At 64.3% G+C, this 14,977-nt stretch carries 18 protein-coding genes; 13 read left to right on the top strand and 5 right to left on the bottom strand.

The genetic code is table 11. From position 1 onward, the window contains the following. Nucleotides 1–65 precede the first annotated feature (65 nt). Both BGP02_RS01385 and BGP02_RS01380 read left to right on the top strand, forming a co-directional pair. A complete protein-coding gene (locus BGP02_RS01385; RefSeq protein WP_017233627.1) occupies nucleotides 66–320 on the top strand; it encodes a hypothetical protein in 255 nt (84 codons plus the stop codon). Beyond that, complete coding sequence (locus BGP02_RS01380) at nucleotides 310–636, top strand: type II toxin-antitoxin system HicB family antitoxin (protein ID WP_017233628.1); 327 nt, start codon at nucleotides 310–312, stop codon at nucleotides 634–636. The genes BGP02_RS01385 and BGP02_RS01380 overlap by 11 nt, the downstream gene beginning before the upstream one ends. A 17-nt stretch (nucleotides 637–653) precedes the next feature. On the opposite strand, the gene BGP02_RS01375 is transcribed toward BGP02_RS01380, so the two are convergent. The 3 genes from BGP02_RS01375 to flgA all read right to left on the bottom strand — a co-directional run bounded on the left by BGP02_RS01375 (nucleotide 654) and on the right by flgA (nucleotide 2,602). Further along, nucleotides 654–1,112, bottom strand: a complete 459-nt coding sequence (locus tag BGP02_RS01375) for a flagella synthesis protein FlgN (protein WP_017233629.1) — start codon at nucleotides 1,110–1,112, stop codon at nucleotides 654–656. Beyond that, the gene (flgM, locus tag BGP02_RS01370) at nucleotides 1,109–1,447 is read right to left on the bottom strand and encodes a flagellar biosynthesis anti-sigma factor FlgM (RefSeq protein ID WP_017233630.1); all 339 of its coding nucleotides are present in this window, start codon (nucleotides 1,445–1,447) and stop codon (nucleotides 1,109–1,111) included. The genes BGP02_RS01375 and flgM overlap by 4 nt, the downstream gene beginning before the upstream one ends. A gap of 126 nt (nucleotides 1,448–1,573) precedes the next feature. Beyond that, complete coding sequence (gene flgA / locus BGP02_RS01365; protein WP_017233631.1) at nucleotides 1,574–2,602, bottom strand: flagellar basal body P-ring formation chaperone FlgA; 1,029 nt, start codon at nucleotides 2,600–2,602, stop codon at nucleotides 1,574–1,576. A 399-nt stretch (nucleotides 2,603–3,001) separates the two neighbouring features. Here flgA and flgB point away from each other — a divergent pair, with 399 nt between their 5' ends. From flgB to flgL, 11 genes are all read left to right on the top strand, one after another. Next, on the top strand, nucleotides 3,002–3,442 hold the full coding sequence (gene flgB, locus BGP02_RS01360; protein WP_026131887.1) for a flagellar basal body rod protein FlgB: 441 nt from the start codon (nucleotides 3,002–3,004) through the stop codon (nucleotides 3,440–3,442). A gap of 5 nt (nucleotides 3,443–3,447) precedes the next feature. Beyond that, on the top strand, nucleotides 3,448–3,852 hold the full coding sequence (gene flgC, locus BGP02_RS01355; RefSeq protein ID WP_017233633.1) for a flagellar basal body rod protein FlgC: 405 nt from the start codon (nucleotides 3,448–3,450) through the stop codon (nucleotides 3,850–3,852). Nucleotides 3,853–3,874: 22 nt separating this feature from the next. Further along, on the top strand, nucleotides 3,875–4,600 hold the full coding sequence (flgD, locus tag BGP02_RS01350; RefSeq protein ID WP_017233634.1) for a flagellar hook assembly protein FlgD: 726 nt from the start codon (nucleotides 3,875–3,877) through the stop codon (nucleotides 4,598–4,600). Nucleotides 4,601–4,688: 88 nt separating this feature from the next. Then, nucleotides 4,689–5,945: a flagellar hook protein FlgE gene (flgE, locus tag BGP02_RS01345; RefSeq protein ID WP_017233635.1), complete on the top strand. Its 1,257-nt coding sequence runs from the start codon at nucleotides 4,689–4,691 to the stop codon at nucleotides 5,943–5,945. Between the two features lie 41 nt (nucleotides 5,946–5,986). Further along, nucleotides 5,987–6,730: a flagellar basal body rod protein FlgF gene (locus tag BGP02_RS01340; RefSeq protein ID WP_017233636.1), complete on the top strand. Its 744-nt coding sequence runs from the start codon at nucleotides 5,987–5,989 to the stop codon at nucleotides 6,728–6,730. A 67-nt stretch (nucleotides 6,731–6,797) separates the two neighbouring features. Then, nucleotides 6,798–7,580 (top strand): flagellar basal-body rod protein FlgG, encoded by a 783-nt coding sequence (gene flgG, locus BGP02_RS01335; protein ID WP_017233637.1) that lies wholly within the window; start codon nucleotides 6,798–6,800, stop codon nucleotides 7,578–7,580. 39 nt (nucleotides 7,581–7,619) lie between these two features. After that, nucleotides 7,620–8,333, top strand: a complete 714-nt coding sequence (locus BGP02_RS01330) for a flagellar basal body L-ring protein FlgH (protein ID WP_026131889.1) — start codon at nucleotides 7,620–7,622, stop codon at nucleotides 8,331–8,333. Beyond that, entirely contained in the window at nucleotides 8,333–9,508 is a 1,176-nt protein-coding gene (locus tag BGP02_RS01325) for a flagellar basal body P-ring protein FlgI (RefSeq protein WP_017233639.1), read from the top strand. The genes BGP02_RS01330 and BGP02_RS01325 overlap by 1 nt, the downstream gene beginning before the upstream one ends. 1 nt (nucleotide 9,509) lies before the next feature. Next, nucleotides 9,510–10,394, top strand: a complete 885-nt coding sequence (flgJ, locus tag BGP02_RS01320) for a flagellar assembly peptidoglycan hydrolase FlgJ (RefSeq protein WP_017233640.1) — start codon at nucleotides 9,510–9,512, stop codon at nucleotides 10,392–10,394. A gap of 136 nt (nucleotides 10,395–10,530) precedes the next feature. Then, a complete protein-coding gene (gene flgK / locus BGP02_RS01315) occupies nucleotides 10,531–12,519 on the top strand; it encodes a flagellar hook-associated protein FlgK (protein WP_039830255.1) in 1,989 nt (662 codons plus the stop codon). A 16-nt stretch (nucleotides 12,520–12,535) separates the two neighbouring features. Next, the gene (gene flgL / locus BGP02_RS01310; RefSeq protein ID WP_017233642.1) at nucleotides 12,536–13,771 is read left to right on the top strand and encodes a flagellar hook-associated protein FlgL; all 1,236 of its coding nucleotides are present in this window, start codon (nucleotides 12,536–12,538) and stop codon (nucleotides 13,769–13,771) included. A gap of 127 nt (nucleotides 13,772–13,898) precedes the next feature. Here the strand turns inward: flgL and fliR are convergent, their stop codons facing one another. Together fliR and fliQ are read right to left on the bottom strand one after the other, a co-directional pair. Beyond that, nucleotides 13,899–14,690: a flagellar biosynthetic protein FliR gene (gene fliR, locus BGP02_RS01305; protein ID WP_017233643.1), complete on the bottom strand. Its 792-nt coding sequence runs from the start codon at nucleotides 14,688–14,690 to the stop codon at nucleotides 13,899–13,901. Nucleotides 14,691–14,702: 12 nt separating this feature from the next. Further along, the gene (gene fliQ, locus BGP02_RS01300) at nucleotides 14,703–14,972 is read right to left on the bottom strand and encodes a flagellar biosynthesis protein FliQ (RefSeq protein WP_026131892.1); all 270 of its coding nucleotides are present in this window, start codon (nucleotides 14,970–14,972) and stop codon (nucleotides 14,703–14,705) included. Nucleotides 14,973–14,977: the final 5 nt, after the last annotated feature.

Below are 14,977 nucleotides of genomic sequence, written 5' to 3'. Positions count from 1 at the left end.
AAGGCTTCATCTTTTCGGACAAATCGGCCTTGAAAGAATGGTGCTATTATTGGCACCATTCTGGCATGCCGTCCTTATCCAAACTTCTCGCCAAGATTGCTCGCGAACCTGCCAATGTGCGATTTGTCGAGTTGGTGTTTCTCTGCGAAGCCTACTTTGGCGTGCCGCGCCGGTCAGGCAGCCACACCATCTTCAAAACGCCATGGCACGGGAATCCTCGCATCAATTTGCAGAATTCGGGAGGCATGGCGAAGGCTTATCAGGTACGCCAGGTCTTGAATGCCATCTGCAAATTCGAGGGCCGAGAGCATGAACATTAATCATTACACCTATCGTCTGACCTGGTCGCCGGAAGATGGCGAGCACGTCGGGCTTTGTGCCGAATTCCCATCGCTGTCCTGGCTGGATGTGACGCCGGAAGGAGCGTTGGACGGTATTCGGAAGGTGGTGACGGACGTGGTCGCCGATATGCAGGCGAACGGGGAAACGGTGCCGGAACCGCTGGCCGAGCATCGTTACAGCGGTGAATTTCGCGTGCGGATTCCCCCAACGCTACATCGCGCGTTGGTCATCGAAGCGGCGGAACTGGGAGTCAGTCTGAATCGACTGGCGAGCCTCAAGCTTGCGGCGAACTAAGCCGCGTCAAGCCGTAGTCAAGCCGTAATGCTGCCGCCGCTCGATCGCGGGGCGGTGCGGCCGTCGGGGCCGTAGAGCGGGGCGTTCTGCTGCGGGCCGTACAACACGTTCAGCGCCTGCTGCGTGTAGGTCAGACGCGTGCGAATCAGTACGCCATTCGTTTCATTGGCACGCTTGGCTTCGATCGCCGCGTCCAGCAGCGCCTTCCACGCGGCGTCGACGCCGGTGTCGGCGGCGGCCGCCGCCGTTGCGCCCGACTCGTCCGGACGATAGCCCAGGGCTTCCAGCTGGGTGTCGCGTTCGCGCCCAAGGGCTGCGAGGTCGGTCACGGCTTGCGTCTTGCGCTCGGTCAGCTCCGGCAATGCGTCGAGCATGCCATTGACCAACGCCTGCTGTTCCTCGAGAAGCAGCGCCGAAAACGCGCGAATGGCGTTCGTTTCGGCGGCGAGAGTTTTCAGCAGGGCGTCAGTGGTCATGACTTCGATTGCGTGGAGAGCAGATCGCGCGCGGTCGCAATGAGACCGTCCGCAATCTTGCTGGGATCAATGACGAGCTTTCCTTCGGAGATGGCCTGCTTGATCGCGGCCACCTTGGCCACGTCAATATCGGCAGATCCCGTCTTCGCCAGCGCTGCCTGCAAGGCGCGCATCTCCGACGACAGCGCGCTCGCGCTCACATTCGCGCCGCTGCCCGTGCTGGCGACAGACGCGTTCGTGCCTTCGGCGCTCGCCGTGGCGGCAGTCGTCCGGTCGGTCGGCGCCTTGCCCGGACCGACACCAGTCAACGGATTGGCGGGTGGTTCGATTTTCATATGCTTTCCCCTGAAACCTGCCTGTGTAACGGCATCGTCGGGCGCAACTTTAGGTAAGTTACATCCTGTTACCCGATCCCGCGACCGACCGATTTCAGTGAATTCTAACCCGTAGTGAGTGTTTGCTTACAGGGCAACTTCCACTTCAACGCTCCCATTCTTACCGGTCTTGACGGTCCCACTGACGAGCTGACCGGCGCGGGTGCGCACCTGAACGGGATCGCCGGCGCTGGCACGCGACAGCACCTGTCCTTCGGTACTCACCTCGAAGCCCGAGCCGCGCGAGACGACGCGCACGGTTTGTCCCTGCTGGACGGCAATCGCGCTGCGCAGCAGATCGGAACGGATCGGCAGGCCAGACGTGATCCGGTTCACCGCCACTGTGCCGATGATCTGACCGGCATCGGTCGCCACCGTGCGCGGCAACAAGGTGAGATCGCCCTGGCGCGGTGACAGATCGTTCGGCCCGATGGCTTCGCCCGGGTTGATCTGACGCGCGGCAACGAAATACGTGGCGGTGATGCTCACTCGGGCCTGAAGGTAGAGCGTCCAGGGACGCTCGCCCGCGCAGCGCACGCCGACGGTCGTCGACCCCCACAGGCGCGCGCCCGGCGGCAGAAAGGGTTCGAGGGCGGCGCAGGCCGGCATCCGATCGGAGACCGCGTCGCCCACCGTCAAGCTCACACGTCCCGGCAACCCGGTCGTCTGCTCGCGCAGGAAACGTTCGGCCGTCTGACGGATGACTTCGGTGTTCTGGAACTGGGACTGAACGGCGGCGCCGGCGGCCTGGGGGGCTTGCACCGCGGCCGCCACCCCGACATTCGAATTGGCATTCGCCGTGGTGACCGTCGCCGCCACATTCCGCGCCGCGCTCGACACGTTCGACACGTTCGAGGCGATACCGCCGGCTGCGGCATTGTTGCCGGGAATGACAACGGCGCCGGGGCCGAGCGTGCTCCCCAGATGCTGCGCGGCCGGGTCGGTGGCAACACCCGCGGCAGGCGAGGCGGCCCGCGCAAGACCCGGTAAAGCGAGACTCGTCAGGCTCAGGACGACGGCAAGCAGACTGGATCGCACGCATGTGCGAACGCCCTGCCGCAGCGCGCTGCGCGCGCGGGGGGCACTGGCGAGAACGCCGCCGAATTTGCCTGCCATGCTCACTCTCCTTCGTACACGGCACCCGAGCGGTGTGCCGGGTGGCTGGCGCACGCCCTGCGCCGCGCCGTGAAGCCGACGGCACCGGGCAGCGTTCCGATGCCTGGGGGGCGAACCCCGCCCGATGCCGTCAGGAAGCCATTCTAGAGATGTCGCCAACCGGGGCATGGCCCGAAATGGCGGTCAATCTCGTGCCTATTCCCCCGATTGAATCCCGAGGGGTACGCATACGATGCAAAGCATGCCAAAAGGTCCGTACTTTTCCCGGGCCCTGGCAGGACATGCCGTCTGCGTGCCGCTGTGAGACCCGCCCTCAGTGCTGAGCGGACGTCCCCGGTGCCGAGACGGTCAGGCTTCTTGTGCACTACCCGCATCAAGGCAAGCATCGGGCGAGACGAGATCATGGACAAACTGGACGCGGCATTGCGATTTTCTCAGCAGGCGCTGGCCATGCGCGCCTACCGCCAGGAGGTGATCTCGTCGAACATCGCCAACGCGGATACGCCGGGATACAAGGCGCGTGATGTCGATTTCAACAATGCGTTGAGCCAGGCGGTCGAGCGCGGCGCGCAGCAACAGCTTGCTACCGAATCGAGTGTTTCGCTCTCGCGCACCTCGTCGCGCCACATCGCCGGGCGGGGCGTGAGCATGGCCCCGCCGATGGGCGGTCCCGAGCTGCTGTATCGCGTGCCGTACCAACAAAGTATCGACGGCAACACCGTCGAACTCGATGCCGAGCGTGTGAACTTCGCCGACAACGCCGTGCATTACCAAACGGGCCTCACGGTCCTGTCCAGCCAGATCAAGACGATGCTGGCCGCCATTACAAGTCAAGGGTAAGCGCCATGCCGCTGATGAGCATCTTCGATGTCGCCGGATCGGCCATGACTGCGCAGTCGCAGCGCATGAACGTGACGGCGAGCAATCTCGCCAACGCCGAGTCGGTGACGGGACCGGACGGTCAGCCGTATCGCGCCAAGCAGGTCGTGTTCCAGGTCAATCCGGTCGAGGGCAGCAACGTCGGCGGCGTGAAGGTGGCCGGCGTGGTCGAGGATTCGTCGCCGCTCAAGACGGTGTACGACCCGAAGAACCCGGCTGCCAATGCCCAGGGCTACGTCACCATGCCCAACGTGAATCCGGTGGAGGAGATGGTCAACATGATCTCCGCTTCCCGCTCTTATCAGGCCAACGTCGAGGCGCTCAACACCGCCAAGACGCTGATGCTCAAAACCCTCACGGTCGGCCAGTAAGGGGCCGCGCGGAGACCAGAAGATGGCAAGTATCAATACGTCGAACGCCGCGAACTTATCCCAGACGTTCCTCGACTCGGTCAACGGCACTGCCAGCAGCAGCTCCAGTTCGTCTGCCGGCAGCGCAAACGACCTGCAAGGCAGTTTCCTGAAGCTGCTCGTCGCGCAGATGAACAATCAGGATCCGCTCAATCCGATGGACAACTCGCAGGTGACCTCGCAGCTCGCGCAGATCAGCACGGTCTCGGGCATCACCCAGTTGAACACGACGCTCTCGTCGGTGACCTCGCAGCTCAATTCGACGCAAAGCCTGCAAGCCTCGGCGCTCGTGGGCAAGGGCGTGCTGATTCCGGGCAGCAGCGTCGGGGTAGGCAGCACCACGGCCACGGACGGCACGGTCACGAAGACCGCCACCCCGTTCGGCTTCGAACTGCCGAGCGACGCCGACACGGTGACGATCCAGATCAAGGACAGCACGGGCAAGGTCGTACGCACGGTCAACGCGGGCGCGCTCGACGCTGGCGTGCAGGCCCTTACGTGGGATGCCAAAGATGACGCGGGCACCGCCGTGGCCGATGGCAAGTACACGGTCGCGGTGACTGCCGCGGCTAACGGCAAGGCCGTGACGCCGACGCTGCTCTCGTACGCGCAGGTGCAAAGCGTGGTGGCCAGCACGACCGGCGCGCCGCTGCTCAACGTGGGGACAGGCTCGAACGTCAAGCTCTCCGATGTGCGCGAAATCCTGTAACCGGCCCTATCGACCCCGCACGGCGTAAGCCCTTAACCCTTTCCATTGCGACAGACGTCGTCGACCACCGAATTTCAGGAGTATCCACATGGCCTTTTCGACCGGACTGAGCGGCCTGAACGCCGCCTCCAAAGACCTGGACGTCATCGGCAACAACGTTGCCAACGCGGCCACCGTCGGTTTCAAGCAAGGTGAGGCACAGTTTGCTGACATCTACGCCAACTCGCTGTACGGCGCGGGCAACAACACGGTGGGCATCGGCACGCGCGTGGCGGGCATTGCCCAGCAGTTCACGCAGGGCGACATCACCGTCACGAATCGTCAGCTCGATCTGGCGGTGTCGGGTAACGGCTTCTTCCGCATGTCGAACAATGGCGCCATTGCCTACACGCGCAACGGTCAGTTTTCGCTCGACAAGAACGGCTACATCGTCGACACCAACGGCGACCGCTTGACCGGCTATCTGGCGGGCCCGACCGGCATCATCAACAGCGTCTCGCCGGTCGATCTGCGCATCCCGACGGGCGACCTGTCGCCGACGGCCACATCCAAGATCACCGCTCAGTTCAACCTCGACTCGCGCAGCGCGGTCAATACGACGGCATTCTCGATTACCGATCCGAACTCGTACACGAACGCCACGTCGCTCAAGGTCTACGACTCGCTGGGCAATTCGCACGACGTGAACCTGTACTTCGTGAAGTCGAGCGTCAACGCCGTGACCAACAACGCCACCTGGTCGGTGTACGCCTCGACCGACGGCACGACCCAGGTGGGCGCCGGTCCGATCGGCACGCTGACGTTCAACTCGGCCGGCAGCCTCGTGTCGCAGACCGACTCGACCGGCGCCGCCGTGACGGGCCCGATCACGCTGCCGACGATCAACTACGGTAACGGTGCGTCGAGCGCCAGCTTGACGCTCGACATGTCGGGCACCACGCAATACGGAAACACCTACTCGCCGAACAACCTGACGCAGAACGGCTACACGTCGGGCCGACTGACCGGGTTCACGTTCAGTGCCGACGGCACGATCGTCGGCACGTACTCGAATACCCAATCGATGGCGCTGGGCCAGGTGGCGTTGGCGAACTTCAACAACGTGCAGGGCCTGATCCCGCAGGGCAACAACCTCTGGCAAGAGTCGGCCGCGTCGGGCATTCCGATCGTCGGCGTGCCGGGCGGCACGAACCTCGGCAAGCTGCAGTCGGGCGCCGTCGAAGCCTCGAACGTCGACCTGACGGCGGAACTGGTTCACATGATCACCGCGCAGCGCAACTACCAGGCCAGCGCGCAGACGATCAAGACGGAAGACCAGTTGATGCAGACCATGGTCAACCTGTAAGGCGGATCCGAGGACATGCATAACTTGCACGGGGGCCGTCGATGGATCGTCTGATCTATATCGCCATGACTGGCGCGAAGCAGGCGATGGAGCAGCAGTCGACCACCGCCAACAATCTCGCGAACGTCTCGACGCCGGGCTTTCGCGCCCAGCTCGCGGCGTTCCGTCAGGCGCCGGTGCGCGCGCCAGACGGCACGACCGGCACGCGGACCTTTGTCGCCACGTCCACGCCGGGTACCGACTTCACCCCCGGCGCGATGCAGCAGACGGGCCGCCCGCTCGACGTGGCCATCCAGGGTCAGGGCTGGCTTGCCGTGCGCGATGCGCAGGGCCGCGAAGCCTACACGCGCGGCGGCAACCTCGAGATGACGGCCGACGGGCAACTCACGCTGCACGGGCTGCCGGTCATGACCGATGCCGGGCCGGCCGCCGTGCCGCCGGGCGCGGCCGTGAGCATCGGCACCGACGGCACGATCTCGGCGCTGGGGCAGGGCGATCCGCCCAACTCCATTGCCGTGATGGGCCAACTGAAGTTGGTCAATCCGCCCGAGACCAATTTGGTGCGAGGCGACGACGGGCTGTTCCGCACGGCGAACAATGCGCCGGCGCAGGTTGACCCGAACGTCGTCGTCGTGGCGGGGGCGATCGAGAACAGCAACGTCAATCCGGTCACTGGCCTGGTGAACATGATCTCGCAGTCGCGGGCCTTCGAGATGCAGATGAAGATGCTGCAGACGGCCGACACCAACGAACAATCCGCCAACCAGTTGCTGAACTTCAGCTAACGGGCGTGTGGCGCGTCGGATCCGAGGGGACCCGCGCGCCGCGACCGTACACGGGGAGAAACACCACATGATCCGTTCGCTCTACATCGCTGCTACCGGCATGAACGCCCAGCAGACGAACATGGACGTGATTTCGAACAACCTCGCCAACACCAGCACGAACGGCTTCAAGAAGGGTCGTGCGGTGTTCGAGGATCTGCTGTACCAGACGCTGCGCCAGCCCGGCGCCCAGTCGTCGCAGCAGACGTTGCTGCCTTCGGGCCTGCAATTGGGCACGGGTGTGCGCCCGGCGGCGACCGAGCGCATCTTCACGCAGGGCAACCTGACGCAGACGAGCAACGCCAAGGACGTCGCGATCAACGGCGACGGTTTCTTCCAGGTGCTCATGCCGGACGGCACGACCGCTTACACGCGCGACGGCTCGTTCCAGGTCGACAACAACGGCCAGCTCGTGACGGCGTCGGGCTATCCGGTCCAGCCGGCCATCACGATTCCGGCGAACGCGCTCTCCCTGACCATCGCGCGCGACGGTACGGTCTCGGTCACGCAGCCGGGCAACACGGCCAACGTGCAGATCGGTACGTTCCAGCTCGCCACGTTCATCAACAACGCCGGTTTGCAAAGCCTGGGCGAGAACCTGTACGCCGAGACGGCCGCCTCGGGAGCGCCGAACGTCGCACAGCCGGGTACCAACGGCGCGGGCGTGCTCAACCAGAACTACGTCGAAACGTCGAACGTGAATGTGGTCGAAGAGCTGGTGAACATGATTCAGGCGCAGCGCGCCTACGAAATCAATTCGAAGGCGGTCACGGCATCCGACCAGATGCTGCAGCGCCTGACGCAGATGTAAGCGGTGCGCCGCGGAAAGCCCCAAAGAATGAACGTCGAAATGTCAGCTCAAACGACCGTAAAGCATCGCGGCGCAGGCCTCGCGCGGTTCCTGGCGCTGGCGGCCGTCGCCGCGTTGAGCGGTCTGGCGGGCTGCGCTTACATCCCACAGGAACCGGTGGTGAACGGGCCGACGACCACGCGCCCGCCGCCCCCGCCGATGTCGGCCGATCCGGAAGGCTCGATCTACCGCCCGCTTTACTCGAACCGTCCGCTGTTCGAAGACCGCCGTCCGCGCAACGTTGGCGACATTCTCACGATCGTCATCAACGAAAACACGGCGGCGAGCAAGAACTCGGCGGCCAACACCACGCGTGCGGGCAGCGGCACGCTGAAGCTGAATCAGACCCCGGGCGTGATCGGCGGCGTGCTCAACAATCAGGGCCTGGACGTGAGCGGCGGCAACAAGTTCGACGCCAAGGGCGCGGCGAATGCGAACAACGTGTTCTCGGGCCAGATCACCGTGACCGTGATGGAAGTGCTCTCGAACGGCAACTTGGCGGTGGCCGGCGAGAAGCAGATCGCGATCAACCAGGGCACGGAATACATCAAGTTCTCGGGCGTGGTCAGCCCACAGACGATCTCGGGCGCGAATACCGTGCCTTCGACGCAGGTGGCCGATGCGCGCATCGAATACCGTGGCAAGGGCTATATCAACGAAGCCGAAACCATGGGCTGGCTGCAGCGCTTCTTCCTTAATATTTCGCCATTCTGATGTCGATCATGCCGTTCCCGTCGCGCCTTGCGCCGTCCTTGCATCACCTTCGCCAGGGCCTTCACCGCTTTGTCACCACGCTGGCCGTGGCGGGCGCGGCCGCGATGCTGCTGTGTCCGGGCGTGGCTCGCGCCGAACGTCTCAAGGAGCTGGCGTCGATTCAAGGGGTGCGCGACAACCAGTTGATCGGCTACGGCCTGGTGGCGGGCCTCGACAACTCGGGCGACCAGACCACGCAGACGCCGTTTACCGTGCAGAGCATGACCAACATGCTCTCGCAGCTGGGCATTACCGTCGCGCCCGGCACCAACATGCAGTTGAAGAACGTGGCCGCTGTGATGGTGACGGCGACACTGCCGGCGTTCACGCGCCCCGGTCAGGCCATCGACGTGGTGGTCTCCTCGATGGGCAATGCCAAGAGCCTGCGGGGCGGCACGTTGCTTATGACCCCCCTCAAGGGGCCGGACGGGCAGGTCTACGCGCTGGCGCAGGGCAACCTGCTCGTGGGCGGCGCTGGCGCGTCGGCCAATGGGTCGAGCGTGACCGTCAACCAGTTGGCCTCGGGCCGTATTCCGAGCGGCGCCATCGTCGAGCGTGCCGTGCCGACCGCGATGGGCGGTCAACAGGGCACGGTGCAGATGGAACTGAACGTGACCGATTTCTCGACCGCGCAGCGTGTGGTCGATGCCGTGAACCGCCGCTTCGGCTACGGCACCGCGCAGGCGCTGGACGGCCGCGTGATCCTGTTGCGCACGCCGAGCGATCCGTCGGGCCGTGTGCAGTTCCTCGCCCAGCTCGAAAGTGTGGACGTGCACCCCGACAACACGGCCGCGCGCGTGATCATCAACGCGCGCACCGGTTCCGTCGTGATGAACCAGAACGTGACGATCCAGCAGTGCGCGGTCGCCCACGGCAATCTGTCGGTCGTCATCGACACGCAAAACAACGTGAGCCAGCCCGCGCCATTCTCGGGCGGTCAGACGGTGGTGGCGCCGAATTCGCAAATCTCCGTTCAACAGGAGAACAACGCGCTCAGGATGATCAAGGCGGGCGCGAACCTGGCCGACGTCGTCAAGGCGCTCAACTCGCTCGGTGCCAGCCCGGCCGATCTGATGTCGATTCTGCAGGCCATGAAGGCCTCGGGCGCGCTGCGCGCCGATCTGGAGATCATCTGATATGGCCGACGGCTCCCGACTGAGCGGTGCGGGCAAGTCCCTGCCCGACCTGACGCAACGCGCTACCTACGACATGCAGGGCCTCACAGCCTTGCGCGCGGCGGCCCACCAGCAAACGCCGCAGGCCACGCAGCAGGCGGCCAAGCAGTTCGAGGCCGTTTTCACGCAGATGATGATGAAGAGCATGCGCGACGCCACGATGTCTGGCGGCCTGCTCGGCAGCGATCAGGAAAAGATGTTCAACGGCATGCTCGACGACCAGCTCGCGCAGCAGCTCGCGTCGAACAAGGGCATCGGTCTGGCCGACATGATGCTCAAGCAGCTCGCCCAGACCGGCACCACCCTGCCGCCGGCGGCGATGGGGCGCCAGCAACCGTTGCAGGGCCGCGCCTACAACGCGGCGGATGCCATCGGCGTGGCCGAGGGCGCCCCGGCCGCCGCAGGCGATTTCGTCGAGCGCATGGCCACGGCGGCCCAGAACGCCAGCGCCAACAGCGGCATTCCGGCGCGCTTCATGCTCAGTCAGGCGGCGCTTGAATCCGGCTGGGGCAAGCACGAAATCCGTCGGCGCGATGGCAGCACGAGCTTCAACGTCTTCGGCATCAAGGCGGGCAAGCACTGGACCGGTCCGACGGTGGAGGTCGCCACGACCGAGTACGTGAACGGCCAGCCGCACAAGGTGATGGCCAAGTTCCGCGCCTATCGCTCGTATGACGAGGCGTTCGCCGATTATGCGAACCTGATTTCGAGCAATCCGCGCTACGCGTCGGTCGTGGCGAGCGCCAACGACGCCGCGAGCTTCGCCACCAATCTCCAGCGCGCCGGGTATGCGACCGATCCGCAGTACGCCAGCAAGCTGATGAAGATCATGAAGCACTTCGCCTGACTGGCACGGGCGTCGACAGGGCATCCTCCGGCGCGTCGGCCTCAATTTTGCCGGCGGGCTGCCGTAAACACATGGGTAACGGTGCGCGAACGGGCTTTCCGCTGTGGGGCGCACCCTCCATTCAAGCCGCGAGATCATGAGCCTAATCAATATTGGCATGAGCGGGCTGAACGCCTCCCAGTTCGCCCTGAACACCACCGGCAACAACATCTCCAACTCGGGGACGGCCGGATACAACCGCCAGGTTGTCGACTACACCCAGGCGGACAGCCAGTTCGCCGGTGTGGGCTACGTCGGCCAGGGCGTGCTGGTGAGCGATGTGTCGCGCGTGTACGACCAGTTCCTGTCGAACCAGGTCAACCAGGCGCAGACACAGTACAGCCAGCTCAACACCTACTACCAGCAGATCTCGCAGATCAACAATGCGCTGGGTAGCTCCACGACCGGCCTGTCGGCCTCGATGTCCACGTTCTTCACGAACCTGCAGACGATCGTGACCGCGCCGAACAACTCGGCCACCCGGGCGACGGTGATTTCGTCGGCGCAGACCCTCACGAGCATGTTCCAGTCGCTCTCGGGCACGCTGTCGTCGCTGCGCACCAGCGTGAACGGCAACATTACCCAGGCGACCACGCAGATCAACACGTACGCGAAGCAGATCGCCAGCCTTAACGACGCGATTCTGCAGGCGCAGGGCAACGGCACCCATACCATGCCGAACGACCTGCTCGACCAGCGCGATCAGGCCGTCGCAAGCCTGAACGCCATCGTACAGACGAACATCGTCAAGGACACCAACGGGTCGTACAACGTCTTCGTCGGCAATGGCCAGTCGCTGGTATCGGGCAACTCGGCCTATCAGATGACGACGGTGCCTTCGACCAGCGATCCGTCGCAAATGACCGTGGCCTACGTCACCGGCAACGGCACGAAGGTCGCGATCCCGGAGTCGTCGATCACCGGCGGCTCGCTCGCCGGCCTGTTGTCGTTCCGCAGCGGCGCGCTCACGCAGGCGCAGAACTCGCTCGGCCAGATCGCCATGTCGCTGGCCGGCACGTTCAACGCGCAGAACCAGTTGGGGATGGACCTCTACGGTCAGATGGGCGGCAACTTCTTTACGGTGCCCAATCCGACGATCATCGCGAATACCGGCAATTCGAACGCGGCCACGCTCAACGCCAGCATCACCGACGCCTCGAAGGTGACCGCAAGCGACTACTCGGTGAGCTTCGACGGAACCACCTACACACTCACGCGCCAGAGCGACGGCGCCAAGTGGACGGCGGGGGCGCCCGCCACGCCGAGCACCCCGCTGAACTTCCAGGACACCAGCGGCGCGGCATTCGGCGACGGCTTCTCGGTGACCACCACCGGCATGGTCGCCGGCGACAGCTTCGCGATCCAGCCCACGCGCAACGCCGCGCAGAACATCGGTGTGGCCATCACCGATCCGGGCAAGATCGCCCTGGCCGCGCCGATCCTCGCCTCGACCCCCAGCACCAATAGCGGCTCGCTCAAAGTCGATCAGGGCAGCGTGGACGCCAACTATCTGTCGAACGTACTGAGCGCACCGGTCAACTTCACGTTCACCAAGGACCCTGTGACCGGCGCACTGACGCTCGTCGCCCCGTCGCCGATGACGGTCTCGGTCAATGGCGTGACGACCTCGTATGCCGCCGGCGCCACCGTGCCGTACAACGCCGCAACGGGGGCGAAGATCACGATGAGCGGCATGACGGTCAACCTGAGCGGCACGCCGTCCAATGGCGACACGTTCACCATTTCGCCGAATACGTCTGGCGCGGTGACCGACAACCGCAACGGTCTGGCGTTGTCGGCTCTGCAGAACGACACGACCAAGGTGGGGGGCGCGCAGAGCTATGCGACCGCCTACGCGAGCCTGGTCTCGTTTGTCGGTTCGACCACGAATACGTACAAGTCGACCAGCGCGGCGCAGCAGACCCTGTTGCAACAGACGCAAACGGCACAGCAGTCCAATTCTGGCGTGAACCTCGACGAAGAGGCGGCGAACCTGATCAAGTACCAACAGCTCTATCAGGCCAACTCGAAGGTGATTCAGACCGCGTCGACGTTGTTCAGCACCATCCTCCAGATCGTCAATTAAGCGCAGGGGCATCGCGATGCGGATCAGCACCAACATGATTTACGATCAGGGGATGCGCTCGATGAGCCAGAACACCTCCGATCTGCTCAACGTTCAGGCGCAACTCTCGTCGGGCAAGCGCGTGACCACGCCGAGCGACGACCCGATTGCGTCAGCCCAGGCGGTGGCCGTGTCGCAGGACAACGCCATGAACACGCAGTACGCGGCGAACCGGCAGTCCGCGACCACCCAGTTGCAGCTCGAGGACTCGACCTTCGGCAGCGTCATCAACGCGTTGCAGCACGTGATGTCGCAAGTCGTGTCGGCGGGCGACGCCTCGCTCAACGACAAGGACCGATCGACCATCGCGAGCGACCTGCAATCGAGCTTTCAGCAATTGCTTTCGCTGGCGAACACCACCGATGCCAACGGCCAGTATCTGTTCTCGGGCTTCAAGGGCAACACCGCGGCGTATATGACATCGGCCACGGGGGCGTCATACACGGGCGACTCGGGCGTGCGTTACGTGCAGGTGAGTCCGAACCGTCAGATCGCAATCAACGACGTTGGATCGAGCGTCTTCGAAAGCGTGCAGAGCGGCACGTCGGGCACGCTGATCAGCGGAAACGCCGCCAATCAGGGCACCGCCACGTATTCCACTGTCTCCACGACCAACGTGGCGGCGGCGGGCGCAAACCATCAGTACCAGATCAGCTTCGCGATCGACAACACGACCACGCCGCCCACGACCAACTACACGGTCAAGGATCAGACGGATACGACCGTGCCGGACGTGACGGGCGTCTACACCGCCGGCCAGCCGATCTCGTTCGGCGGCAAGGCGGTCACGTTCTCCGGCGCGCCGGCCACGGGCGACACCTACACCGTGCAACCGGCCACCATGGGCAGCACGAACATGTTCGACAACCTGCAGGCGCTGATCAACACGCTCAAGACGCCGGTCAGCAGCACGAACGGCACGGGCCAGGCCAACCTGGACAACGCGCTGACCACGTTCGGCCAGATGTTCAGCAACACCTACGACAACGTCACGACGATTCGCACGACCACGGGCTCCCGCATGAACGAACTCTCGGCGCTCAACAACATCGGCGACACCAATTCGCTGAATTATCAGTCGCAGTTGGGCGATCTGCTCGACGTGGACTGGAACTCGTCGGTGACCAAGTTCTCGCAGTTGCAGGCCGCGTTGCAGGCATCGCAGCAGAGCTTCCTGCAGACGCAGAAGCTGTCGCTGTTCAGTCTGCTCTGACCGGTTGCGCGGGACATTGCCCGCGCCGGACAAGGCAGGACCGCAGCAATGACATTGGGCCGCCCGGGATTGCCGGGCGGCCCAATGTCATTTGTGGGGGCATTGCGACATCGCTCGCGCCCGGTGTTCAGGGTTTTGGGACGAAGGCCGCGGTCGTGCGGATCATCATGTCGATGCCGATCGCGATGAAGTGGTCCATCACCGGCGCAATACGCGGCATCATCAGCTCGATCACCACCAGCCCCACGCCCAGCGTGAGCGGAAAGCCGACGGCGAAGATGTTGAGTTGCGGCGCCGCGCGATTCAGAATGCCCAGCGCCAGGTTGCAGATGAGCAGCGCGGCCACGAGCGGCAGCGACAGCATGAGCGCGAGCATGAAGAGCTGGCCGCCCAGCATGGCGAGATAGTGCCAGCCCACGCTGGAGAGCGGTACGGCGGAGACCGGCAATACCGTGAAGCTTTGCACCAGCGTGGCGAACATCACCAGATGTCCATTGGTGGCGAGGAACACGAGCATGGCCACGACATTGAGCAGCATGCCGAGCACGGCGGTGCTGCCGTCGCTGTTCGGCGTGAGCAGCGTGGCAAACGACAGCCCCATCTGCAAGCCGACGAAGTCGCCCGCCATGCTGATGGCGGAGAACACGATCTGCATGCACCACCCCAGCGCCGCGCCGATCATCACCTGCTGCACGAGAATCCAGAGTCCCTCCCACGAGAACGGCGAGGCGGCGGGCATGGGGCCGAGCACCGGGGCGAGCGCCAGCGCGACAATGCCCGCGAGGCCGATCTTGACCGTGCCGGGCACGGCGGCGTCGCCGAACAGGGGGGCGCTCATCGAGAGCGCCAGCAGGCGCACGAATGGAAACAGGAACGCCGCAATGACGCCCGAGAGTTGTTCGTAAGTGAAGCTGATCAACGCGGGCGCGGCTTACCCGACGAGGCCGGGAATGCCCGTGAGCAACTGGCGCATGTAGTCGACCATCAGGTTGAGCATCCAGGGGCCGGCGATCACCAGGGTGGCGAACACGGCCAGCAGCTTCGGGATGAACGACAGCGTCATTTCATTGATCTGGGTGGCGGCCTGAAACAGGCTCACGAGCAGACCCGAGACGAGCGCGACGAGCAGCAGCGGCGCGGCGAGCAGCAGGGTGACCTGCATTGCCTGATGGGCCAGCGCCATGACGGTTTCCGGAGTCATCTCGC

This window comes from Pandoraea sp. 64-18 (genome assembly GCF_001899225.1).
Lineage (GTDB): Bacteria > Pseudomonadota > Gammaproteobacteria > Burkholderiales > Burkholderiaceae > Pandoraea > Pandoraea cepalis.
This window is presented reverse-complemented; position numbering and strand designations above follow the sequence as displayed.

What these genes read in the sequence shown, in the direction of transcription:
- BGP02_RS01385 (WP_017233627.1), top strand. Translation starts at nt 66, where the DNA reads ATGCCGTCCTTATCCAAACTTCTCGCCAAGATTGCTCGCGAACCTGCC.
- BGP02_RS01380 (WP_017233628.1), top strand. Translation starts at nt 310, where the DNA reads ATGAACATTAATCATTACACCTATCGTCTGACCTGGTCGCCGGAAGAT.
- BGP02_RS01375 (WP_017233629.1), bottom strand. Translation starts at nt 1,112, where the DNA reads ATGACCACTGACGCCCTGCTGAAAACTCTCGCCGCCGAAACGAACGCC.
- flgM (WP_017233630.1), bottom strand. Translation starts at nt 1,447, where the DNA reads ATGAAAATCGAACCACCCGCCAATCCGTTGACTGGTGTCGGTCCGGGC.
- flgA (WP_017233631.1), bottom strand. Translation starts at nt 2,602, where the DNA reads ATGGCAGGCAAATTCGGCGGCGTTCTCGCCAGTGCCCCCCGCGCGCGC.
- flgC (WP_017233633.1), top strand. Translation starts at nt 3,448, where the DNA reads ATGCCGCTGATGAGCATCTTCGATGTCGCCGGATCGGCCATGACTGCG.
- flgD (WP_017233634.1), top strand. Translation starts at nt 3,875, where the DNA reads ATGGCAAGTATCAATACGTCGAACGCCGCGAACTTATCCCAGACGTTC.
- flgE (WP_017233635.1), top strand. Translation starts at nt 4,689, where the DNA reads ATGGCCTTTTCGACCGGACTGAGCGGCCTGAACGCCGCCTCCAAAGAC.
- BGP02_RS01340 (WP_017233636.1), top strand. Translation starts at nt 5,987, where the DNA reads ATGGATCGTCTGATCTATATCGCCATGACTGGCGCGAAGCAGGCGATG.
- flgG (WP_017233637.1), top strand. Translation starts at nt 6,798, where the DNA reads ATGATCCGTTCGCTCTACATCGCTGCTACCGGCATGAACGCCCAGCAG.
- BGP02_RS01330 (WP_026131889.1), top strand. Translation starts at nt 7,620, where the DNA reads ATGTCAGCTCAAACGACCGTAAAGCATCGCGGCGCAGGCCTCGCGCGG.
- BGP02_RS01325 (WP_017233639.1), top strand. Translation starts at nt 8,333, where the DNA reads ATGTCGATCATGCCGTTCCCGTCGCGCCTTGCGCCGTCCTTGCATCAC.
- flgJ (WP_017233640.1), top strand. Translation starts at nt 9,510, where the DNA reads ATGGCCGACGGCTCCCGACTGAGCGGTGCGGGCAAGTCCCTGCCCGAC.
- flgK (WP_039830255.1), top strand. Translation starts at nt 10,531, where the DNA reads ATGAGCCTAATCAATATTGGCATGAGCGGGCTGAACGCCTCCCAGTTC.
- flgL (WP_017233642.1), top strand. Translation starts at nt 12,536, where the DNA reads ATGCGGATCAGCACCAACATGATTTACGATCAGGGGATGCGCTCGATG.
- fliQ (WP_026131892.1), bottom strand. Translation starts at nt 14,972, where the DNA reads ATGACTCCGGAAACCGTCATGGCGCTGGCCCATCAGGCAATGCAGGTC.